The organism is Exiguobacterium sp. RIT341 (assembly GCF_000632205.1).
GTDB lineage: Bacteria > Bacillota > Bacilli > Exiguobacteriales > Exiguobacteriaceae > Exiguobacterium_A.
The window spans coordinates 1-21,946 of record NZ_JFYW01000010.1 but is presented as its reverse complement, the minus strand read 5'-3'; the positions used below and the strand labels follow the sequence as shown (position 1 = coordinate 21,946).

The following is a 21,946-nucleotide window of genomic DNA, read 5'->3' as shown; positions in this document are numbered from 1 at the left end:
TGGCGGCTCGAATGTTCGAGCAAGGAGCAATAATTCATTACTCACATTCGTTAATACTACCAAAGTATTTTGCTTTATGCAATAACGATTCGTTTTCGATTAGACGTTGAAGCGGAATGTGACGACATCGCCGTCTTGGAAGACATATTCCTTACCTTCTGAACGGTAACGACCTTGTTCCTTGACTGTCGCCATGTTACCTGCAGCTGCTAGATCTTCGTACGAAACGACTTCTGCACGGATGAATCCGCGTTCGAAGTCCGAGTGGATGACACCCGCACATTGTGGAGCTTTCATGCCTTTTTTAAACGTCCAAGCGCGTACTTCTTTTTCACCTGCTGTGAAGTATGTCGCAAGACCAAGCGTGCTGTACGCCGCATGGATCAATTGATCAAGACCCGACTCTTCGATTCCGAGATCGACGAGGAACTCTTGACGCTCTTCCGGCTCAAGCTCTGCAATTTCTTCTTCGATCCGAGCACAGATGACGATGACTTCTGCGCCTTCTTTTGCTGCGAATTCACGGACGAGACGCACGTTCTCATTGCTGTCTGCATCTGCGACTTCATCTTCGCCGACATTCGCGACGTAAAGCATCGGTTTCATCGTCAACAATTGGAAGTGTTTGACGAGTGCTGCTTGATCTTCGTTCAATTCAGCGAGACGTGCTGGTTTCTCATCTTCGAGCAACGCTTGCACGATTTCAAGTGCTTCAAGCTCAGCCGCTGCGTTTTTATCGCGCGACTTGACTTGTTTTTGGACACGCTGAATCCGTTTTTCGACCTGCTCAAGATCTGCGAGGATCAATTCGAGGTTGATCGTCTCGATATCATCGATCGGTGAGACTTTTCCGGCCACGTGTGTGATGTTTTCATCTACGAAACAACGCACGACCTGACAGATCGCATCTACTTCACGAATGTTCGCGAGGAATTTATTTCCGAGCCCTTCCCCTTTAGACGCACCTTTTACGATACCGGCGATATCCGTGAATTCGAATGCTGTCGGGATCGTCTTTTTCGGGTTGACGAGTTCTGTCAATTTCCGAAGACGTGCATCTGGTACTTCAACGACACCGACGTTCGGGTCGATCGTTGCGAACGGATAGTTCGCTGCCTCGACACCTGCTTGTGTGATGGCGTTAAAAAGTGTTGATTTTCCTACGTTTGGTAAGCCAACGATTCCTGCTGTTAATCCCACTTGGAATTCCTCCTTTTCGGTATTTCCTAGGAAATCCGTGCTAGCGGCCGCAGTGGGTAGAATGATTACACCACGTCAGCACATCTTTCACAATTATAGATAGTTCATTTTTTTTAAGCAAGGAGCTCGACCGTCTTTTTTAATCACGCTCTAATCGAACACAATCACTTCGCTTATGAAAGACAACGAAAAAGCGGATGTGATCACGAGAATCACATCCGCTTTTTCGTCACTCTGGTAAGACTTTTTTCAATCGTTTATCAAAATCACGACGTGGCATTAAAATGCTCGCCCCGCAACCTTGGCATTTGATTCGGATATCCATGCCGACCCGAATGATCTGCCATCGGTTCGTTCCACATGGATGCTGCTTCTTCATCTCAACATAATCATGGAGTTGATACGTTTTTGGAATCATCCGTCTGTCCACCATTCTTTTGTTCTGGATTCATCATGACCATCCGTGGATACGGGATCTTGATGTTTTCTTCTTCGAGTCCTTGCTTCAATTCCTTCCGGATCAGACGACCAGCTTGGAAATGTTGCATCGGTGGTACTTCTGCCATCAAACGATAGACGACTTCTGAAGGACCAAGTGTCTGAACACCGAGCATCTGAATCGGCTCGACGAACATATCGACATACTTCTTCGTCGTCCGGTCTGCAATCTCATGCAGAACTCGTTCGACGCGTTCAAGATCCTCATCATAGGAGACTTGGACATCGACGAGTGCGAAACTGTTGTCGACCGAATAGTTCGTGACTTGCAAAATCTGACCGTTCGGGATGATGTGGATTTCTCCGTTGAGTCCTTTGAGTTTTGTCGTCCGGATACCAAGTTCCGTCACGACGCCTTCGATTACACCGACGCGTACATAATCTCCGACTTTAAACTGACGTTCGAAGATGATGAACGCTCCGGTAATGATATCTTGCACCAAGTTCTTCGCACCAAACGAAATCGCGAGACCAGCGATTCCGGCACTGGCGACGAGACCGGTGATGTTGATTCCGAACTGACTAAGCACTGTCAACAACATGATGATTCCAAGTACGTAACGAATCGCATTTTGGAGCAACTTCAACAGCGTCTCGTTCTGTCGTTGTGCCAAGTAGTCATGTTCATTGATTTTCCTGATCGTAAAGAGACGTGAGACTGCCCCAGTCAAAACGCGCGTCAACACATAGAACGCCGCGATGATGATGAGCGCAATCAGTAGTTTCATCCCAAAACGAATCCACATATCCGCATCCATTACTTGATTGATCAATTTATCGACTTGGGCGACGGATTCTTGTACATCTTGATTGGTAGCCATTCTCTCATCCTTTCTTATTCTCTCTATTACGACAGTATACGTGATTTTAATCGAGTTTCAACCAAAGAGCCGATTTTGACGTTAGATTTCTGGAAAAACCGGGAAAGGAAAATCATCTAAGAACCCTTCACTCTTGCCAATCCACCACGACACCGACATCAAGAGAAGAAAGGATGATTTCGATGAACTTCCGCTTTCATTCGCACGAGCCCAAGCCCTATTCTTTCTTTTTAGAATATACGGAACCGTTCGCGAAAGAACGCTTAGCTGAACAATTATTCGAACAAGTCTCTGCCGTCCAAGAAAAACGTCCGATCGTACTCGTCTGCATTGGTTCTGATCGTTCGACAGGTGACTCACTCGGTCCACTCGTTGGGACATTCCTCGAGAAACAAGCGCCTGCTCATCTTCATGTCTACGGTACACTCGCTAAACCCGTCCATGCACTGAATCTCGCAGAAACCATTCACTCGATCCAAACGACCCATTACCGTCCACTCGTCATCGCGATCGATGCGTGTCTCGGTCGCCTTTCAAGTGTCGGACATGTCTTTTTCTCGGAAGGTCCACTCGCACCCGGCGCCGGCGTCCAAAAAGAATTGCCTGCGGTCGGTGACTTCAACATTAAGGCTGTCGTCAACGTCAGTGGATTCATGGAGATGATGATTCTCCAGAACACACGGTTACATCTTGTTTATGAACTAGCGGAACTCGTCGCGAACAGCTTCCACTTACTTGATGCGAAACTCTCCGCTGAATCCACACGGACGACGATTTCTTTCACGCCGCGTTCAATGTAAGCAAAAAGAAGCGAACCGTCGCCCGGATCGCTTCTTTTTAGTGATCCGATTCAGGTAACAACAAGTCGAGCAACCGATTGAGGTCGTCTTCGTCTATAAAATCGATCTCGAGTTTCCCTGCTTGTTTTCCTTGTTTAATCCGAACGGTCGCCCCGTATTTTTCGCGAAGTGATTCCTCGACGAATTGAACAGCGGTCGCTTGTTGCGGACGGGCGGCTTCCTTACGTTCCCGAAGCGCCTGCTCTAACCGACGGACGTTCCAGTTCTCCGCCATGACCCGTTCTGCCATCTGTTCGATCTTCTTTGGATGTTTCAGCGACAGGAGCGCGCGGGCATGTCCCATTGACAACCGTTCGTCCATGACCGCTTGTTGAACGAGCAATGGCAACTGTAACAGTCGAAGGCTGTTCGTAATGTGCGAACGACTTTTCCCGACACGCTGTGCAAGCTCTGCTTGCGTAATGCCGAATTCCTCGATCATCTCCGCATATGCCATCGCTTCTTCAATTGCAGATAAGTCTGCTCGTTGGATGTTTTCGATCAAGGCGAGCTCCATGACGCGTGTCTCGTCTGCTTCAATCACAAGGACCGGTACACGTTCGAATCCTGCGCGACTCGCCGCCTGATAGCGCCGTTCACCGGCGATGATTTCGTAATAGCCATCTCGTGGTCGGACGACGATCGGTTGGATCATCCCGTGACGAACGAGCGATTGGGCTAACTCTTCTAATGCTTTTTCATTGAATCGTTTCCGAGGTTGAGTCGGATTCGGGCGAATCGCCCGAACAGGTAATTCATTCACGTGCTTTCTCTCCTAAACGTAGCGGAAGGCACGACCGCTTATTCCGGACGTGCCTTCACGATGCGAATTCGCACCTCTACATATTCTTCGCAATCGACTTCTTCTTTTTCGATCGTCAATCCAGTCTGCTCGATCATATCGACGGAATCCCGCAAGGTGTTTAACGCGATTCGTGTATCTCGTGCAAAGCTTTTATGACGTTTTTTCTTCGGTGGCTGTGGTGTCATCAATCGTTCCACCCGGCGCTCCGTCTCCTTGACGTTCCATTCCCGTTCCAGAATTTCAGCGAGTACCGTTACTTGTAACGCTTCATCCTTAAGCGGCAATAACGCTCGGGCGTGACGTTCCGTGATTGTCCGTTGCTTCAATGCTTCCCGGACATCCATTGGCAATCGGAGCAAACGTAATTTGTTGGCAATCGTCGACTGACTACGTCCGAGCTTACGGGCTAACACTTCTTGCGTGATGTCTTGTAATGCAAGCAAACGCTCATAAGCTTCCGCTTCTTCGATTGGTGTCAAGTCTTCGCGTTGCAGATTTTCAATCAATGCCAGGGAAGCAGTCGTCTCGTCCGTCATCTCTTTGACGATGGCAGGAATCGTTTCCCAGCCAAGCGAGCGCACTGCTCGGTACCGTCGTTCTCCGGCAATGATTTCGTACCCTGTTCCTTGTTTTCGAACGACGATCGGCTGGAGTAACCCGTGCTCTTCGATCGTAACCGCTAGTTCTTCAATTCGGTCCCCGTCAAACACAGTCCGTGGTTGGAACTGATTCGCGACAAGTTCTGTCAATGGTAATTCCTGAACCGTCTCTTGGGGGTCAAGCTCGATCGTAGCAGGTTTACCGAGCAGTTTGGCAATTGCATTTCTCACGTTGGCGCACCTCACCTTTATCAGTCACCGTTTCACGTGAAACGGTGTTTAGCTTAATGGATCTTTCGCAGGCGTTCCCGCTTTACGCGGATATTTCCCGGGTGTTGTTCGTTTTTTATCTACAATAACGATATTACGCTCACTTTCCTCGCCTGGCAATTGGAACTGGAAACTTTCCCGTAAATTCCCACCGAGTACTTTCAAGGCAATCGCACCATCCTCAAGCTCTTCACTGACTTTCGCCGCCTTCAAGGCAACGAATTGTCCTCCGACTTTCGCAAGTGGTAGGCAATATTCCGCGAGAACGGACATCCGGGCAACCGCACGTGCGGTCACGACGTCAAATCGTTCGCGGAATTGTTTATTTTTACCGAACTCTTCTGCGCGTCCATGATGGAACGCGACACCTTCGAGTCCAAGTTCCGTCGCTAAATGATTCAGGAAGCCGATTCGTTTGTTCAGTGAATCGACGATCGTCACTTGAAGGTGCGGGAACATGATTTTGATCGGCAGACTCGGGAACCCAGCACCTGCTCCGACATCACAAACCGTCGTGACTGTCATGAAATCAAAATAGAACGCTGCTGTGATCGAGTCATAGAAGTGCTTTAAATAGACACCTTCTTCATCGGTAATCGCCGTCAGGTTCATCTTTTCATTCCACTCGACGAGCAGTTCATAATACCGCTTGAATTGATGCAACTGATGTTCTGAGACCTCAAGTCCCTGTGTTGCCAATGCTGTTACGAATTGCTGTTGGTTCATCTCGTTCACTCCGCAGTCAATGCGTATTGGCCTTGTTCGATATAGACAAGCAAGATCGAGATATCAGACGGATTAACCCCTGAAATCCGGGATGCTTGTCCGATCGAGAGCGGACGCACTTGGTTTAGTTTTTGTTTCGCTTCAATCGCTAATCCACTGATCGCATCGTAATCGAGACGATCCGGAATCCGTTTTTGCTCCATCCGCATCATTTTTTCGACTTGATCGAGTTGTTTATCGATGTAGCCGGCATATTTGACTTGGATTTCGACTTGTTCTGCTGCTTCTGCAGACAATGGTGTTTCCGGTGGTGTCATCTGCGCAATCATCGCATATGTGATTTCCGGGCGTTTCAGCAACGTGATCGCATGCAAGGCTTCCTTAAGTGGCGATGCACCAATCGCTTCTAGCTGTGCATTCACGTCCGGTGTCGCTTTGATGACGACCTTCTCAAGACGTTTCATCTCAAGACGGATTTGCTCTTGTTTGTCGAGCAACTTCGCTTGGCGTTCTTCCGAGATCAAACCGAGTTCATGTCCGATTTCCGACAGACGAAGATCCGCATTATCATGACGGAGCAACAAGCGGTACTCGGCACGTGACGTCAAGAGGCGGTACGGTTCGTTCGTACCTTTCGTGACGAGATCATCGATCATGACACCGATATAGCCTTGTGAACGTGACAAGATGAGTGGTTCTTTGCCTTGGACTTGTAGTCCGGCATTGATTCCTGCCATGATCCCTTGTCCCGCTGCTTCCTCATAACCACTTGTTCCGTTGATTTGACCCGCTGTGAACAAACCAGGAACACGTTTTGTTTCGAGCGTTGGCCAGAGTTGTGTCGGAACGACGGCATCGTATTCAATCGCATAACCGGGACGCATCATTTCTGAATTCTCAAGCCCAGGAATCGAGCGGAGAATATCGTGTTGAACGTCTTCCGGTAAACTTGTCGATAACCCTTGCACGTAGACTTCTTCCGTATCGCGACCTTCTGGCTCAAGAAAGATTTGGTGACGCGGTTTATCGTTGAACCGGACGACCTTATCTTCGATTGATGGGCAATAACGGGGACCTGTCCCTTTAATCATCCCGGAGAACATCGGTGAACGGTGCAGGTTCGCATCGATCAACTGATGCGTATACTCCGTCGTATACGTCAACCAGCATGGGATCTGTTCCGTGATCATCTGAGTCGTTTCATGACTAAACGGAAGCGCTACTTCGTCACCTGGTTGAATCTCTGTCTTCGAGTAATCGATCGTTTTCCCGTCGATTCGTGGTGGTGTACCTGTCTTGAAACGTGCGAGCTCAAATCCAAGTTCTTCAAGATGTTTCGATAGATTGATCGATGGCATCTGATTGTTCGGACCACTCTCGTACGACAATTCACCGATGATGATTTTCCCGCGCATGAACGTTCCGGTCGTGATGATGACCGCTTTTGCCCGGTACTCCGCCCCTGTATTCGTGACGACACCGACGCAACGTCCTTCTTCATCGATCAACAACCGTTCGACGAGCGCTTGACGTAAGAGCAAATTCGGCTCATCCTCGAGCGCTTTTTTCATCCGGTTTTGGTATTCGAATTTATCCGCCTGCGCCCGTAATGCTCGCACGGCAGGACCTTTTGACGTGTTTAACATTTTCATTTGAATATACGTTGCATCGATCGCGCGTGCCATTTCGCCACCGAGCGCATCGATTTCCCGGACGACGATCCCTTTTGCCGGACCACCGATCGACGGGTTGCAATACATGAATCCGACCATATCGGGATTCATTGTCAACATGACCGTTTTCGAGCCCATTCGTGCCGCAGCAAGAGAGGCTTCGATGCCGGCATGTCCGGCTCCGACGACGATGACGTCGAATTCACCTGCTTGATAAGCCATAGTACTGGTTCCTCCTTCTTATTCCACACGCAGTCGTCCCGAATTATTTCCCAAGACAGAACTGCGAAAACAACTGATCCAATAAACTATCCTGTGCTGTATCTCCATTGATTTCGCCGAGCGTGTCCCATGCCCGTCGTAAATCAATCTGTACCATGTCGATCGGCATCGCTGCTTCTGCTGCGCCGAGGGCATCTTCAATCATTTGACTCGCGCGTTTGATCAGTTGGATATGTCGTGCATTCGAGACGTACGTCATATCTTGGCTCTCGACACCCTGTTCAAAGAACAGACTCGCAATCGCCGCTTCAAGATCGTTGACCCCTGCTTCTTCGAGCAAGGACGTCGTAACGATTGGTCGACCATCGGCAAGTTCCGTGACACGTACCAAATCAATCTGTTGCGCCAAGTCACTCTTGTTGACGATGATGATCGCGTTCATCCCTTTAATCGCTTCAAACAGCAAAACGTCCTCATCCGTTAGGACATCGTTCCCGTTTAGGACGAGTAAGATCAAATCGGCCGTCTTTAAAGCCTGACGCGACTTTTCGACACCCATCCGTTCGACGATATCTTCCGTCTCTCGAATCCCTGCCGTATCAATCAACTTTAGTGGTACACCACGAACATTGACGTACTCCTCGATCGTATCGCGTGTCGTTCCCGCGATATCCGTGACGATGGCCTTCGCTTCTTGCACCAATGTGTTGAGCAAAGACGATTTACCGACGTTCGGACGACCGATGATCGCTGTGGATAACCCTTCACGAAGGATTTTTCCTTGGCGTGCCGTTGTTAATAACTCTGCCAGAATCGCGCGGACAGCTCCAGCGTCACGTTCGACGATCTGTTGTGTCATCTCTTCTGCGTCATATTCCGGGTAATCGATATTGACTTCGATCGCAGCAATCGTCTGCAACAGTTGTTGACGTAAGTCTTGGACGAGTTTTGAGAGACGTCCTTCAATTTGACTGACGGCGACATGCATCGCTCGATCCGTCTTCGCGCGGATGAGATCCATGACAGCTTCCGCCTGCGACAAATCGATTCGTCCGTTCAAGAACGCACGTTTCGTGAATTCACCCGGTTCCGCTAATCGGACTTCCGGTTGTGCGAGGATGAGTTCGAGGACACGATTGACCGCGATGACTCCTCCATGACAATTCAATTCGATGACATCTTCACGTGTGAACGTCTTTGGTGCGCGCATGACACTCACCATTACTTCATCAACAACACGATCCGCCTCGTGATCGACCAATTTCCCGTAATGAATCGTATGGGTTGGTACTTCCGTCAAGCGGTTGGTTCCTTTATAGACGCGGTCGGCTATAGCGACTGCATCAGGACCCGATAAGCGCACGATCGCAATCGCCCCTTCTCCCATCGGCGTCGAAATCGCGGCAATCGTATCAAATTCCATCATCCGTTCTTCCACCTCGTTTTTCTTCTGTCTTTTTATACGTGTTCAATCCTTAATCGTTGCAATGGGTATAACGAAACAACTATACACGAAATGACGCAAAAGAAAAAGAGCGACACTCTGTCAAAACAAAGCGTCGCTCTTCACGTATTAGCGTTTCTTTTTCGATTTTTTAGGAGCCGGAGCTGCTTGCGCCGCTTCCTTATCGCGTTTTGCTGCAAGTGTTGCCTCTGTCTGCACTTTGATCTTTTCACGCATTGGCTTCATGATGACGACCGTGACGATGATCGAGAAGATGTAACCGACGACCCAGTAAAGAGAAAGGGCAGATGGGAGTGTGACCCCCATGATGAAGATCATGATCGGGAAGACGTAGAGCATGATTTTCATTTGTGGATTGTCTTCTTGACCTGCCATCGAGATTTTTTGCTGTAGATACGTTAGTACCGCAGACATGATCGGCAAGATGAAGAATGGATCCGGTTTTCCGAGGTTAAACCAAAGGAATGTGTGTTGGAAAATAGCCGGCGTATAAATGATGGCGTTATAGAACGCAATCAAGATCGGCATTTGGATCAAGATCGGTAAACAGCCAGCAAGCGGATTGACGTTATGCTCTTGGTAAAGCTTCATCATTTCCTGTTGCAATTTCTGTTGCGTCTCTTGGTCTTTCGAGCTGTATTTCTCACGAAGTTTCACCATTTCAGGCTGAATGACTTGCATTCCACCCATACTCTTCGTTTGTTTGATCATCAACGGAAGGATGACAAGACGAACGAGAAGTGTCGTAATGATGATTCCGATTCCGAAATCATTTCCGACAAGATGCGAAATTTCGCGAATCAACCACGCCATCGGCCAAACAAAATAATGTTTCCAAAAACCATCAGTATTTGCTGTGATCTCTTCGTGTGCGCCATAGTTCGTCGGTGCACAACCTGATAACACGATCGCGAGCACAGACATGAGCCCGAGAGTTAACCAAATCTTAGTTCTCTTGTTCATAATTCCTCCTAGAAATTGTTTACGCTTTGTCGAACGCCATCTTCTTCTATAGTAAGGCAAGGAAAGGGAGCGCCGTACAAATCAACAGGATGCATTGCTACGATTCATTTTTTTGATCGCATCCAGACACCGGAACGTTTGAGGACGTGACGGAGACTGTCAGCCACTTCTTGCGCGGTCATCTTAGCGGCCGGATTGCGCGCGATGATCACCAAATCATAATTCGGGGCAATCGAGGCTTCATGCTGCTGGCATGCTTCCCGAAGATACCGTTTCACCTGATTCCGGACGACGGCATTCCCGATTTTCTTGCTGACGGATAAACCAACCCGAAAGTGAGTCTGTTGCTCCTTTTTCAAGGCATACACGACAAATTGCCGATTTGCGACAGAGGCTCCTTTAGTAAACACCGCTTGGAACTCCTTGTCTTTCTTGACGCGGTATTCCTTCTTCACCTTATTCACACTCCATCCTGACACTACGAAAATTCGTCGTCTCTCATCATATCATAGAATAAACATGCGACGCGATAGGGCGCATGTGACAAAAGCACGAACACACTAAAAAACATAAAAAAAAATCACCTCGGATCATGCCCGAAGTGATGGATGCATCAATGCATTAGACAGTCAAGGCTTTGCGGCCCTTAAGACGGCGAGCAGCCAAGATACGGCGGCCACTCTTCGTAGCCATACGCGCACGGAATCCGTGAACTTTTTTACGCTTACGGTTGTTTGGGTTGAAAGTTGGTTTCATTCGTCTGCACCTCCTTTAAAAGATCTTTATAACCAATTGTTATTTTCTACTTTAAGGCAGTCTTGTACATTATACAAACTGATTGTGGCATTGTCAATGAAAGTTCGGAAGATTTCTCGTCTTGCGTAAAGGTTTGTTTCTTAAAAACAGGCGATAGGATTCCAGCATGCAAACTCTATTACACAATAGAATGCGACTGGATCACAAAGAACAGATTGATAGACTTATCCACCTATCCACAGACTTATCCACATTATCCACACTTTCCGTGGATAACTCTTCACTTTGTCTACGATAGTATTTTTTAAAATCGACGTCAATCCTCGATTTTGGATTTCCTTTTTCCACTTCTTTTGTATTTTGTGAATAACTCTTTTTTAACGCTTCCTCTTTCAAAAAGTTATCCACCTCTTATCCACAATTTATCCACACTATCCACAGCTTGTGGGTAACTACCTGTGGACGATTGAATTTACTTGTGGATAAATCATTCCAACCATTGCCAGAGCTCATTTCTTTTGATACACTAATTGTGCATAACATGATCCTGATCGCTTAGGACAAAACAAGTTATACACACCCTGTGGATAACTTTATACACAGATTCAACTACCTGTGGATAACGTTATCCACAGTTTTTACGTTATGGGGATAAGTCGAGTTTCTTCATTAACTTTGTCTGTGTATAAGCCTGTGTACAAATTTTTTCTATCTTGATAAAAAAAGGGGGGTATTTATGAAAAACGCTGCCGAACTTTGGCATAATGTCTTATCTGTGATTGAGGAAGAGGAACGAACACCGAAAGCCAGTTATGATATGTGGTTGAAGTCCACAGAAGGCGTTACGCTAAATGGAACGACTTTACTCGTTTCAGCACCGGCTGCATTTACGGTGACGTGGCTTGAGCGCCAGTACTTATCTTTACTCGAAGACACAGTTGAGGAAGTAACCGGAAGCCGACTCGATATTCAGTTCATTGAAGAGGGACAAGCGAAGAAAATGCTCGATCGACAAGAAGAGGAACGGATCGACGCAACACCGGCTCCAAAATCACGTCCATTGAACACGCGCAAACCGACAGATGAACTGACGATGAGTGAACTTGGACAATTAAATGAGAAGTACACGTTCGATACATTTGTCATCGGATCGGGGAACCGTTTTGCACACGCCGCTTCACTGGCTGTTGCTGAAGCACCTGCTAAAGCATATAATCCGCTTTTCATCTACGGTGGCGTTGGTCTTGGCAAAACCCATCTGATGCATGCCATCGGACAGTACGTTCAAGATCAAAATCTTGGGACACGGATTGCCTATGTCTCTTCTGAACGCTTTACAAATGACTTTATTAACTCCATCCGTGATAATAAGACGGTTGAGTTTCGAAATAAATACCGTAACATCGATGTCCTCTTAATTGATGACATCCAGTTCCTTGCGGGCAAAGAACAGACGCAAGAAGAGTTTTTCCACACATTTAATGCACTGCATAACGACCAAAAACAAATCATCATTTCGAGTGACCGACCGCCAAAAGAGATTCCAACGCTTGAAGATCGGCTCCGTTCTCGTTTTGAATGGGGATTGATTACCGACATCACGCCACCGGATCTCGAGACACGGATTGCAATCTTACGGAAAAAGGCGAATGCTGAACAGCTTGATGTCTCAAACGAAGTCATGCTCTACATCGCGAGTCAGATTGATACGAATATCCGTGAGCTCGAAGGAGCGTTGACGCGTGTCATCGCTTATGCGAATCTCGTCGGACGACCGATTGATCCAAATGTCGCTGCAGAAGCCTTGCATAACATCATGCCAGTCGCCGAACCGCGTAAAGTCACGATTCGTGACATCCAGGAGTCGGTCAGTAAGCATTTCAACTTGCCGTTTGATGATCTTAAGGCGAAGAAACGGACGAAATCGATTGCCTTTCCACGTCAAATCGCGATGTATCTTTCGCGTGAGATGACGGAAAGCTCATTACCGAAGATTGGGGAGGAATTTGGAGGACGCGACCATACCACCGTCATCCATGCCCATGAAAAGATCAGTATGTTGATCAAATCAGACGGTGAAACAGGAAAAGTCATCGAACAAATCAAGCATGAGTTGAAGCATTCGTAAAACTGTGGATAAACATGTGGATAAAGCAGGGTGGTTATCCACAACTTATCCACACCGTTTTTGGCTCTATATCAAGTTATCCACCGACTTATCCACACTATCCACAGCCCCTAAGACTATTATTAAAAAAATATATTATTATGTTATGATGGGCGCATGCCCATTATTTTCGAGAGGAGTCTAACGACGATATGCATATCACCATTCAACGCGAAGCTTTAATTCAAGCAGTACAAGATGTAGCCAAAGCGGTCTCATCCCGCACGACAATTCCGATTCTGACAGGGATCAAACTCGAAGCTCATGGAGATGGCATGACGCTGACAGGAAGCGATACAGAAATCTCGATTGAACGGACAATCTATGCAGAAGAGAACGGAACGTCTTATGTCACGGTCCACCGTGCTGGTAGTGTCGTCTTGAATGCCCGCTTCTTCGGCGATATCGTCAAAAAGATGCCAAAAGACGAAGTGACACTTGAAGTCTCACCGAACTTCATGACACGGATTCAGTCAGGAACAGCGGAATTCCATTTAAACGGTCTTGATCCAGATGAGTTCCCACGTCTTCCACAAGTCGATGGGGGACAACGTTTCCGTTTACCGGCTGATCTCTTACGGTCGATGATTCGTCAAACAAGCTTTGCTGTCGCTGTTCAAGAAACACGTCCTGTTCTCACAGGTGTGAACTTCTCAGCCGACAAAGGCATCTTGACGTGTGTCTCAACGGATAGTCACCGTTTAGCCTTGCGTCGTGCTCAGTTTGAGACAGATACGGACATCTCGTTCCAGAACGTCATCGTTCCTGGTAAGAGCTTAAATGAATTATCGAAGTTACTTGGGGACGGTCATGTGGATATTACGATCACGAACCAACAAATCTTGTTCAAGATGAAACACGTCCTCTTCTTCTCACGTCTACTTGACGGAAACTATCCGGATACATCACGTTTGATTCCAGAAGAGTATCGGACAGCTGTCCGCATGAACGCGAAAGAATTGCTCCAAGCGATCGATCGCGCGTCACTGCTCGCACGTGAGGACCGTAACAACGTCATCAAGTTTGCAGCTGAAGGAACGACAGCGGTCGAGATTTCTTCGCATTCACCAGAAGTCGGGAAAGTTTCGGAGCAAGTCAGCATCCTTTCGCTTGAAGGGGAAGAACTGAAAATCTCGTTCAACTCGAAGTACATGATGGATGCCTTAAAGGCGCTTGACGCGACAGATATCGAAATCCAGTTCACGGGTTCGATTCGTCCATTCATCTTGCATCCAGTTGATCAAGATAACGTCTTGCAACTGATTCTTCCAGTCCGGACGGCGTAAGCATCAACATAAAACACGTGACAAGACGGGTTCGATCGTTTCGACATCGGACCCGTCTTTTTCGTATACCGTATATACGTTCGGGAATTTTGCTAAATCGTTCAATATTTAGTACAATAAAGAGTACGTCATTTATAATATGTAGGTAGGAGGAGTCAATCCATGCAAGAAATCAGAATTACAACGGAATATGTCACATTAGGGCAGTTCCTGAAACTGTCGGATATCATCTCAAGCGGAGGGCAAGCCAAACCGTTTTTAGCAGAGGTGCCAATTCTAGTCAACGGCGAAGTCGATCAGCGACGTGGTCGTAAATTACGGGATGGAGACATCATTGATGTAGAAGACTACGGTCAGTTCATCATCAAGAACGAGGGTAACTAACGTGCGGCTGGATTCAGTCCGACTCAGTCATTATCGCAACTATGACGCACTCGAACTGTCATTCTCCGAAAAGACGAATGTTCTGATTGGTGAAAATGCACAAGGGAAGACGAACTTATTGGAAGCGATCTATGTTCTCGCTCTCGCGAAGTCTCACCGGACGACGCATGATAAGGAACTGATTGGTTGGGACCAGGAGACAGCGCGCGTCGAAGGACGTGTCGTCAAACGAACAGGTTCTCATGTCCAGGAGATCGTCATCTCGGGTCGCGGGAAAAAAGCAAAACTAAATCATCTAGAGCAACGACGCTTGAGTGATTATGTCGGGGCACTGAACATCGTTTTATTCGCCCCGGAAGATTTGCATATCGTCAAAGGCAGTCCACAAGTCCGCCGACGGTTTCTCGATATGGAGATCGGTCAAGTTAGCCCGGTCTATTTGCATGAATTGAGTCAGTATCTGAAAGTGTTGAAGCAGCGCAACGCGTTGCTGAAACAACTGTCCATGAAGGGAGGAGACGAGACCTTCCTTGATATCTTGACGGAGCAAATGATTACGCTAGCCGTTAAAATCGTTCAGCGCCGCCATCATTTCATGGCCCAACTCGAAAAGTGGGCACGACCGATTCATGACGGAATTAGTCGTGGACAGGAAGAACTCGCGCTCATCTATCGTTCGGACACATTTGGCACTGAATTACTCGATGTCGAAGGAATGACTGCGTCCTACACGCAGAAGTTTGGTAAAATAAAAGAAAATGAAATCCGAAGAGGAGTTACGTTGTTTGGACCACATCGCGATGACTTTGAGATGGAAGTCAACGGACGAAACGTCCAAACATATGGTTCACAAGGACAACAACGAACAGCAGCCCTCTCGTTAAAGCTTGCAGAGATCGAATTGATTCACGAGGAAGTCGGAGAGTATCCACTTCTTCTACTCGACGATGTCTTATCCGAGCTTGATGATCATCGTCAAACACATTTGCTCGATACGATGCAACAAAAGGTCCAGACGATCCTGACGACGACAAGCGTCGATGGGATTGCGCATGAAACGATCAACCAAGCGAAGTTGTTCCACGTGAAACAAGGGACGGTCGATTTGGAAGAGACATCATATAAAGAAACAGTAGGTGAGAAAACCGATGAGTAATCATGAAGATATGGAATTGGAACAAGGATACGGTGCCGATCAGATTCAAGTTCTTGAAGGATTAGAAGCAGTACGTAAACGTCCAGGGATGTATATCGGCTCGACGGCATCAAAAGGTCTCCATCACCTCGTATGGGAGATTGTCGATAACTCGATCGATGAGGCGCTCGCAGGATACTGTGACACGATCAAAGTCACGATCGAACCAGGGAACTCGATCTTAGTCGAGGATAACGGACGCGGTATTCCAGTCGACATTCAAGAGAAGATGGGTCGTCCTGCCGTTGAGGTCATCCTGACAGTCCTCCACGCCGGTGGTAAATTCGGCGGTGGCGGATATAAAGTATCGGGTGGATTACACGGTGTTGGGGCCTCGGTCGTTAACGCCCTGTCGACGAAACTTGAAGTATTCGTCAAACGGAATGAAAAGTTGTATTACCAAGCGTATCATCGCGGTGTACCAGCACAAGATCTTGAAGTGATTGGAACATCAGAAGAGACCGGAACGACGATTCGTTTCTTCCCAGACGGTGAGATTTTCCAAGAAACGCTCGAGTATGACTACGATTTGCTAGCGACACGCCTGCGGGAACTTGCTTTCTTAAACAAAGGCTTGAAGATCATCATCACGGACGATCGTGCGGATGAGCCGATGACGCGTAGTTTCCACTACGAAGGTGGGATTAAATCTTACGTCGAACACTTAAACCGTTCAAAAGAAGTCGTTCACGCAGAACCTGTCTACGTACACGGCACAAAAGACGGCATCGAAGTCGAAGTTGCACTTCAGTACAACGATGGATTTGCGTCAAACATCTACTCGTTCACGAACAACATCCCGACGCATGAGGGTGGTACGCACGAGACCGGCTTCAAGACAGCTTTGACACGCGTCATCAATGATTACGCGAAAAAGTTCGGTCTGATGAAGGATGCAGACGGTACACTGTCCGGTGAAGACGTACGGGAAGGGATGACAGCGATCGTTTCCGTCAAGCACCCGAACCCGCAGTTCGAAGGACAGACGAAGACGAAACTCGGGAACTCCGACGCACGTACGGTCACGGATTCGCTCTTCTCTGGTGCATTTGAGCAGTTCATGCTTGAAAATCCGACGAACGCACGCGCAATCGTCGAAAAAGGGATGATGGCGTCGCGCGCCCGGATGGCAGCGAAACGCGCACGTGAATTGACACGCCGTAAAGGTGTTCTTGAAGTCAGCTCGCTTCCAGGTAAACTAGCCGACTGTTCGTCACGTGATGCGTCGATTTCCGAATTGTATATCGTTGAGGGTGACTCAGCGGGTGGTTCTGCGAAATCCGGACGTGATCGTCATTTCCAAGCAATCTTACCGATTCGCGGTAAAATCTTGAACGTTGAGAAAGCACGTCTTGATAAGATTCTTGGAAGCAATGAGATCCGGACGATCATCACTGCACTCGGGACAAGTATTGGTTCTGAGTTCAATATCGAGAAGGCACGCTACCACAAAGTCATCATCATGACCGATGCCGATGTCGATGGTGCCCACATCCGGACACTCTTGTTGACGTTCTTCTACCGTTACATGCGTCCGCTTGTCGAGCATGGGTATGTCTATATCGCTCAGCCACCGCTATACGGAATCAAACAAGGGAAGAACATCACGTACGTGCATAACGAACGTGAATTGACAGAGGCGCTTGCAGCGCTTCCTGAAAACGCACGGTACGATATTCAGCGCTACAAAGGTCTTGGAGAGATGGATCCAGAGCAGCTTTGGGAAACGACGATGGATCCAAGTGGTCGTCAAATGTTGCGTGTCGAGCTTCAAGATGCGATCGAAGCGGATGAAGTCTTCGATATCTTGATGGGAGATCAGGTCGAACCACGACGCGACTTCATTCAATCTCACGCACATTACGTCAAGAACCTGGATATTTAACGCTGAACAGAGAGGGTGGCCAGAAGCATGTCCGAACAAAATCACGGAATCATCAAGGATATTAATATCAGTCAAGAGATGCGTACGTCCTTCATGGACTACGCGATGAGCGTCATCGTCGCACGTGCTCTTCCGGACGTACGGGACGGCTTAAAACCCGGACACCGCCGGATTCTCTATGCGATGAACGACCTCGGTATTCGTGCCGATAAACCACATAAAAAGTCTGCCCGTATCGTCGGGGAAGTCATCGGTAAGTATCACCCGCACGGGGATTCTGCCGTCTATGACACGATGGTCCGCATGGCGCAAGACTTCAGCTATCGTTATGAACTCGTCGATGGACACGGAAACTTCGGTTCTGTCGATGGAGACTCGGCGGCAGCGATGCGATATACGGAAGCCCGTATGTCTAAAATCGCAATGGAAATCGTTCGCGATATCAACAAAAACACAGTCGATTTCAAAGATAACTACGATGGTTCGGAACGCGAACCGGAAGTCTTACCGTCGCGCTTTCCGAACTTGCTCGTCAACGGTTCGAGCGGGATCGCGGTCGGGATGGCAACGAACATTCCGCCGCACCAGTTAGGTGAGGTCATCGATGGTGTCTTAGCATTGTCTCACGATCCCGAAATCACGATTCAAGAATTGATGCAGCACATTCCGGGACCTGATTTCCCAACGGCTGGTGAAATTCTTGGTCGTAGCGGGATTCGTCGCGCATATGAAACAGGACGTGGCTCGATCATCGTCCGTGCGAAAGCAGAAATCGAACAGACGAAAAAAGACCGCGAACGGATCATCGTGACGGAGTTGCCTTATCAGGTCAACAAAGCCCGCCTCGTTGAAAAGATTGCCGATCTCGTCCGCGAGAAAAAAATTGAAGGTATCACCGATTTACGGGATGAGTCAGATCGCCGCGGTATGCGGATCGTCATGGAAGTCCGTCGTGATGCGAATGCAAGTGTCATCTTAAACAACTTGTATAAACAGACGTCGATGCAAACGACGTTTGGTGTCAACATGCTTGCGATCGTCGGAGGACGTCCGAAAACATTGACGCTTAAAGAAATGCTCTATCATTACCTCGAGCATCAAAAAGAAATCGTTCGTCGTCGGACACAGTTCGATCTCGAAAAAGCAGAAGCACGTGAACACTTGCTCGCTGGTCTACGGATTGCGCTTGATCATTTGGATGAAGTCATTCAAATCATTCGCGGGAACCGGACAGCGGACGCAGCACGTGAACAGTTGATGGAGCGTTTTGCGTTATCTGAGAAACAATCACAAGCGATTCTCGATATGCGCTTACAACGCCTGACAGGTCTTGAGCGGGAAAAAATTGAAGCAGAGTATGACGAAATCATGCAATTGATCGCGGAACTGAACCGCATCCTTGCGAGTGAAGAAGTCTTGCTTGATTTGATCCGGACAGAACTCGAGGAGTTGAAGGAACGTTTCAACGACGAGCGTCGGACGGAAATCCGGATGGATCATATCGAATTCGAAGATGAAGACTTGATTCCGGAACAGGATATCATCATCACGTTGACAAGCAGTGGTTATATCAAACGGATGACGACGGATTCGTACCGGACACAGCGCCGCGGTGGACGTGGCGTTCAAGGAATCGGAACGAACGACGAGGATTACGTTACGCGTCTCTTGTCTTGTTCGACGCATGATACGATTCTATTCTTTACGAACCGCGGGAAAGTCTACCGGATTCGTGGATACGAAGTACCGGAGATGAGCCGGACATCAAAAGGTGTGCCGATCATCAACCTCATCCAAATTGAACGCGATGAAAAGGTCGAGACGATGATTCCAGTCAACTTCAAACGTTATCTTGAGGAGCAACAAGCAACTGAAGCACCTGTCGAGGTGGTTGAAGGAGAGATTGAAGAGACGGAAGAAGCGCTCGAAACGGAAGAAGTCGTTCAAGATGAGCAAAAATCATTGATCTTCATGACACGTAAAGGACGCGTCAAACGTTCACCGTTGTCCGCATATGCCCGGATCAACAAAAATGGTTTGATTGCGATTCGGTTGTTTGAAGACGATGAATTGACATCCGTTCGTCTTGCATCGACGGATGATGAAGTCTTTGCTGTTTCAACAAGCGGGAAAGCGATTCGTTTCCCAATCACGAATGTCCGCTCGATGGGACGTGGTGCTCGTGGTGTCAAAGCGATGACGTTACGCCCAGACGATTTCGTCGTCGGGATGGAACTTGCACGTGATGCACAAGATGTTCTTGTTATTACGGAAAAAGGATTCGGTAAACGAACACCGATGACCGAGTTCCGTAGTCAATCGCGTGGTGGTAAAGGATTGATCGCGAGTAAGGTAACAGATCGCGTCGGTCAAATCGTTGCCATGCGAATCGTTGATGTCGATGATGACATCATGATCATGACAGAGAGCGGTATCGTTATTCGGACAGACTCGCAATACATTTCACGTGTCGGCCGCAACACCCAAGGGGTGAAGGTCATTCGAATTGAAGAAGGTGACCGTGTTGCAACGGTTGCGAAACTGAAACGAGAAGAAACCGATGAAACGGAAGAAGATACGGATCTTGTATCAGAAGAGAATGTAGTCGAATCGGATGCTTCAGAAGAAGTGGAAGAGTAAGCAAGACGTTAGTAAGGAAGCAGCAGAGTGATACCACTCTGCTGCTTTTATCTACATATATAGAAAGAAGAGAAAGGAACGAAGCGATATGCGAGTGGCAAGTGACCAATTACGCATCGGGGATCGTTTAACCGAATCGATCTACTTACATACAGATCATCCGATCGTAGAAGCAGGGAAAAAAATTGGAACCGACGAGTTACGACGAATCCAACGGTTTTTGATTAAAGAAGTCACCATCGAGGATCGTCCTGATCTTGTCGAAGGTGAAAAGATACAGATTGAAACAGTGGCTGCGCAGATAGAACATCCTTTTGAAGAGTTCATTCGCTCCTATAATAAAGTCTTCATGTCATGGGAACAGGGGATGAAGCCAAATGTGTATGAAGCTTTGAGTTGGGTCAAACAGTCCGTCCCGGAACAAATTACGAGACAAGATGTTCTGCCATTCTTCCTTGAACGGGGAACGGAAGCTTACACTGTGCGACATGCCATTTATCGAGGAGCAGTTGCCCAGATGCTTGCTGAAGCAGTCAGAAAAGAACGGAAAATGATCCATGAGCTGTGGACGGCATCTTATTTTGCGGATTACGGACTAGCGCGGATCATGGAATGGCGTCACACGAAACGTTATGAAGCGATGCAACAGGAAATTTTTCAACGTCACCCGGCAATGGCATATCAAGTCTTGCAAAAGGAGACGATTATCTCCGACACGGTAAATCGTTTGATTGTTCAACATCATGAACGTTTAGATGGATCTGGTTATCCTCTAAAGGTAAAAGGTGATAAGATTGCAGATCATGCTCGATTGTTCATTGTAGCAGATGTTTTTGCTGCAATGACAAGTTGGCGCCCATACCGGGAAGCGTATACGCCGTTTGACGCATATCGTCATTTAAAAGCGCGACCGATGCAATATTGTTCAAAATATGTATTGTTGCTTGGACAGTTACTTCTACCGATTGAAGTCGGTGATCGCGTATTGATGAGTAATGGGAAGATTGCAACAATCGCTCAAAAGAATCCAGTCTTTGATCGCCCCGTCATTTCTTATGAAGACCAGGGAAGAAGGATCATCGTTGATTTAATGGAAGAACGACAGCATAGCATCATTCAATTGATGGATTGATAAGGAATAAGTAGCCTCTTGAGCCGAATTCGTAAGGTTCAAGAGGTTTGTTCATGATTTTAAAAATAATTTTAAAATAAGTGTTGCGCAATAATAAAACGCATGATATATTATTACATGTCCTTAACAAAGACAAGCGCTTGAAACAAACGAAAAAACAATTTCAAAAAAAGTTGTTGACTTCTTGTTTCAGACTTGGTATTCTAATTGAGTCGCCAAAACAGGCGCGGACGAACTTTGAAAACTGAACGATGAGGCAAAAATCGTATTCTACGGAATACAAAAACGAATGAAGCGCAAGCTTCGTCAATCGTGACTCCGGTCACACAACGAGCAAGTCAAACACTTTATGGAGAGTTTGATCCTGGCTCAGGACGAACGCTGGCGGCGTGCCTAATACATGCAAGTCGAGCGCAGGAA

The 21,946-nt window shown here is 47.5% G+C and carries 20 protein-coding genes and 1 rRNA gene; 9 read left to right on the top strand and 12 right to left on the bottom strand.

Annotated features, from left to right (window positions below; genetic code table 11):
- Positions 1-99: 99 nt before the first annotated feature.
- From ychF to BW42_RS12500, 3 genes are all read right to left on the bottom strand, one after another.
- Complete coding sequence (gene ychF / locus BW42_RS12510; RefSeq protein ID WP_035411737.1) at positions 100-1,200, bottom strand: redox-regulated ATPase YchF; 1,101 nt, start codon at positions 1,198-1,200, stop codon at positions 100-102.
- A 229-nt stretch (positions 1,201-1,429) separates the two neighbouring features.
- Complete coding sequence (locus BW42_RS12505; protein ID WP_023469853.1) at positions 1,430-1,618, bottom strand: DUF951 domain-containing protein; 189 nt, start codon at positions 1,616-1,618, stop codon at positions 1,430-1,432.
- Positions 1,590-2,519, bottom strand: a complete 930-nt coding sequence (locus tag BW42_RS12500; protein WP_035411735.1) for a mechanosensitive ion channel family protein — start codon at positions 2,517-2,519, stop codon at positions 1,590-1,592. Before BW42_RS12500 ends, BW42_RS12505 begins: the two co-directional genes overlap by 29 nt.
- A gap of 182 nt (positions 2,520-2,701) precedes the next feature.
- Here BW42_RS12500 and yyaC point away from each other — a divergent pair, with 182 nt between their 5' ends.
- Positions 2,702-3,319, top strand: coding sequence for a spore protease YyaC (gene yyaC, locus BW42_RS12495; RefSeq protein ID WP_035412220.1), 618 nt, complete (start codon positions 2,702-2,704; stop codon positions 3,317-3,319).
- 37 nt (positions 3,320-3,356) lie between these two features.
- Here yyaC and BW42_RS12490 read toward each other — a convergent pair whose 3' ends face one another.
- The 9 genes from BW42_RS12490 to BW42_RS12450 all read right to left on the bottom strand — a co-directional run bounded on the left by BW42_RS12490 (position 3,357) and on the right by BW42_RS12450 (position 11,233).
- Positions 3,357-4,121, bottom strand: a complete 765-nt coding sequence (locus BW42_RS12490) for a ParB/RepB/Spo0J family partition protein (RefSeq protein WP_035411733.1) — start codon at positions 4,119-4,121, stop codon at positions 3,357-3,359.
- A gap of 38 nt (positions 4,122-4,159) precedes the next feature.
- On the bottom strand, positions 4,160-4,993 hold the full coding sequence (noc, locus tag BW42_RS12485) for a nucleoid occlusion protein (RefSeq protein ID WP_035411731.1): 834 nt from the start codon (positions 4,991-4,993) through the stop codon (positions 4,160-4,162).
- A 48-nt stretch (positions 4,994-5,041) separates the two neighbouring features.
- On the bottom strand, positions 5,042-5,758 hold the full coding sequence (gene rsmG / locus BW42_RS12480) for a 16S rRNA (guanine(527)-N(7))-methyltransferase RsmG (RefSeq protein ID WP_035411729.1): 717 nt from the start codon (positions 5,756-5,758) through the stop codon (positions 5,042-5,044).
- Between the two features lie 5 nt (positions 5,759-5,763).
- Positions 5,764-7,653, bottom strand: coding sequence for a tRNA uridine-5-carboxymethylaminomethyl(34) synthesis enzyme MnmG (gene mnmG, locus BW42_RS12475; protein WP_035411727.1), 1,890 nt, complete (start codon positions 7,651-7,653; stop codon positions 5,764-5,766).
- Positions 7,654-7,696: 43 nt separating this feature from the next.
- On the bottom strand, positions 7,697-9,079 hold the full coding sequence (gene mnmE / locus BW42_RS12470) for a tRNA uridine-5-carboxymethylaminomethyl(34) synthesis GTPase MnmE (RefSeq protein ID WP_035411725.1): 1,383 nt from the start codon (positions 9,077-9,079) through the stop codon (positions 7,697-7,699).
- Positions 9,080-9,226: 147 nt separating this feature from the next.
- Positions 9,227-10,081, bottom strand: coding sequence for a membrane protein insertase YidC (yidC, locus tag BW42_RS12465; RefSeq protein WP_035411724.1), 855 nt, complete (start codon positions 10,079-10,081; stop codon positions 9,227-9,229).
- A 104-nt stretch (positions 10,082-10,185) separates the two neighbouring features.
- Entirely contained in the window at positions 10,186-10,536 is a 351-nt protein-coding gene (gene rnpA, locus BW42_RS12460) for a ribonuclease P protein component (protein WP_023469862.1), read from the bottom strand.
- A gap of 166 nt (positions 10,537-10,702) precedes the next feature.
- Positions 10,703-10,837 carry a 50S ribosomal protein L34 gene (rpmH, locus tag BW42_RS12455; RefSeq protein ID WP_012371910.1) on the bottom strand — a complete coding sequence of 45 codons (135 nt, stop codon included), beginning with the start codon at positions 10,835-10,837 and terminating at the stop codon, positions 10,703-10,705.
- Between the two features lie 201 nt (positions 10,838-11,038).
- The gene (locus BW42_RS12450; protein WP_035411723.1) at positions 11,039-11,233 is read right to left on the bottom strand and encodes a hypothetical protein; all 195 of its coding nucleotides are present in this window, start codon (positions 11,231-11,233) and stop codon (positions 11,039-11,041) included.
- A 340-nt stretch (positions 11,234-11,573) separates the two neighbouring features.
- Here BW42_RS12450 and dnaA point away from each other — a divergent pair, with 340 nt between their 5' ends.
- The 8 genes from dnaA to BW42_RS12410 all read left to right on the top strand — a co-directional run.
- Complete coding sequence (gene dnaA, locus BW42_RS12445) at positions 11,574-12,965, top strand: chromosomal replication initiator protein DnaA (protein WP_035411721.1); 1,392 nt, start codon at positions 11,574-11,576, stop codon at positions 12,963-12,965.
- 191 nt (positions 12,966-13,156) lie between these two features.
- Positions 13,157-14,290 carry a DNA polymerase III subunit beta gene (gene dnaN, locus BW42_RS12440; RefSeq protein WP_023469864.1) on the top strand — a complete coding sequence of 378 codons (1,134 nt, stop codon included), beginning with the start codon at positions 13,157-13,159 and terminating at the stop codon, positions 14,288-14,290.
- A 162-nt stretch (positions 14,291-14,452) separates the two neighbouring features.
- Complete coding sequence (gene yaaA / locus BW42_RS12435; RefSeq protein WP_023469865.1) at positions 14,453-14,674, top strand: S4 domain-containing protein YaaA; 222 nt, start codon at positions 14,453-14,455, stop codon at positions 14,672-14,674.
- 1 nt (position 14,675) lies between these two features.
- Positions 14,676-15,830, top strand: a complete 1,155-nt coding sequence (gene recF, locus BW42_RS12430; RefSeq protein ID WP_035411720.1) for a DNA replication/repair protein RecF — start codon at positions 14,676-14,678, stop codon at positions 15,828-15,830.
- Between the two features lie 10 nt (positions 15,831-15,840).
- A complete protein-coding gene (gene gyrB, locus BW42_RS12425) occupies positions 15,841-17,754 on the top strand; it encodes a DNA topoisomerase (ATP-hydrolyzing) subunit B (protein ID WP_200864062.1) in 1,914 nt (637 codons plus the stop codon).
- 27 nt (positions 17,755-17,781) lie between these two features.
- Positions 17,782-20,394, top strand: coding sequence for a DNA gyrase subunit A (gene gyrA / locus BW42_RS12420; RefSeq protein ID WP_035411718.1), 2,613 nt, complete (start codon positions 17,782-17,784; stop codon positions 20,392-20,394).
- An 88-nt stretch (positions 20,395-20,482) separates the two neighbouring features.
- On the top strand, positions 20,483-21,526 hold the full coding sequence (locus tag BW42_RS12415) for an HD-GYP domain-containing protein (RefSeq protein ID WP_035411716.1): 1,044 nt from the start codon (positions 20,483-20,485) through the stop codon (positions 21,524-21,526).
- A gap of 346 nt (positions 21,527-21,872) precedes the next feature.
- Positions 21,873-21,946: ribosomal RNA gene (locus BW42_RS12410) — 16S ribosomal RNA — on the top strand; the annotation flags it as partial.

Excerpts from the sequence above, each read along its gene's own strand:
- rpmH (WP_012371910.1), bottom strand. The coding sequence starts at position 10,837 with ATGAAACCAACTTTCAACCCAAACAACCGTAAGCGTAAAAAAGTTCAC.
- gyrB (WP_200864062.1), top strand. The coding sequence starts at position 15,841 with ATGGAATTGGAACAAGGATACGGTGCCGATCAGATTCAAGTTCTTGAA.
- mnmG (WP_035411727.1), bottom strand. The coding sequence starts at position 7,653 with ATGGCTTATCAAGCAGGTGAATTCGACGTCATCGTCGTCGGAGCCGGA.
- gyrA (WP_035411718.1), top strand. The coding sequence starts at position 17,782 with ATGTCCGAACAAAATCACGGAATCATCAAGGATATTAATATCAGTCAA.
- mnmE (WP_035411725.1), bottom strand. The coding sequence starts at position 9,079 with ATGATGGAATTTGATACGATTGCCGCGATTTCGACGCCGATGGGAGAA.
- yaaA (WP_023469865.1), top strand. The coding sequence starts at position 14,453 with ATGCAAGAAATCAGAATTACAACGGAATATGTCACATTAGGGCAGTTC.
- dnaN (WP_023469864.1), top strand. The coding sequence starts at position 13,157 with ATGCATATCACCATTCAACGCGAAGCTTTAATTCAAGCAGTACAAGAT.
- BW42_RS12505 (WP_023469853.1), bottom strand. The coding sequence starts at position 1,618 with ATGATTCCAAAAACGTATCAACTCCATGATTATGTTGAGATGAAGAAG.
- yidC (WP_035411724.1), bottom strand. The coding sequence starts at position 10,081 with ATGAACAAGAGAACTAAGATTTGGTTAACTCTCGGGCTCATGTCTGTG.
- BW42_RS12415 (WP_035411716.1), top strand. The coding sequence starts at position 20,483 with ATGCGAGTGGCAAGTGACCAATTACGCATCGGGGATCGTTTAACCGAA.
- dnaA (WP_035411721.1), top strand. The coding sequence starts at position 11,574 with ATGAAAAACGCTGCCGAACTTTGGCATAATGTCTTATCTGTGATTGAG.
- BW42_RS12500 (WP_035411735.1), bottom strand. The coding sequence starts at position 2,519 with ATGGCTACCAATCAAGATGTACAAGAATCCGTCGCCCAAGTCGATAAA.
- yyaC (WP_035412220.1), top strand. The coding sequence starts at position 2,702 with ATGAACTTCCGCTTTCATTCGCACGAGCCCAAGCCCTATTCTTTCTTT.
- rsmG (WP_035411729.1), bottom strand. The coding sequence starts at position 5,758 with ATGAACCAACAGCAATTCGTAACAGCATTGGCAACACAGGGACTTGAG.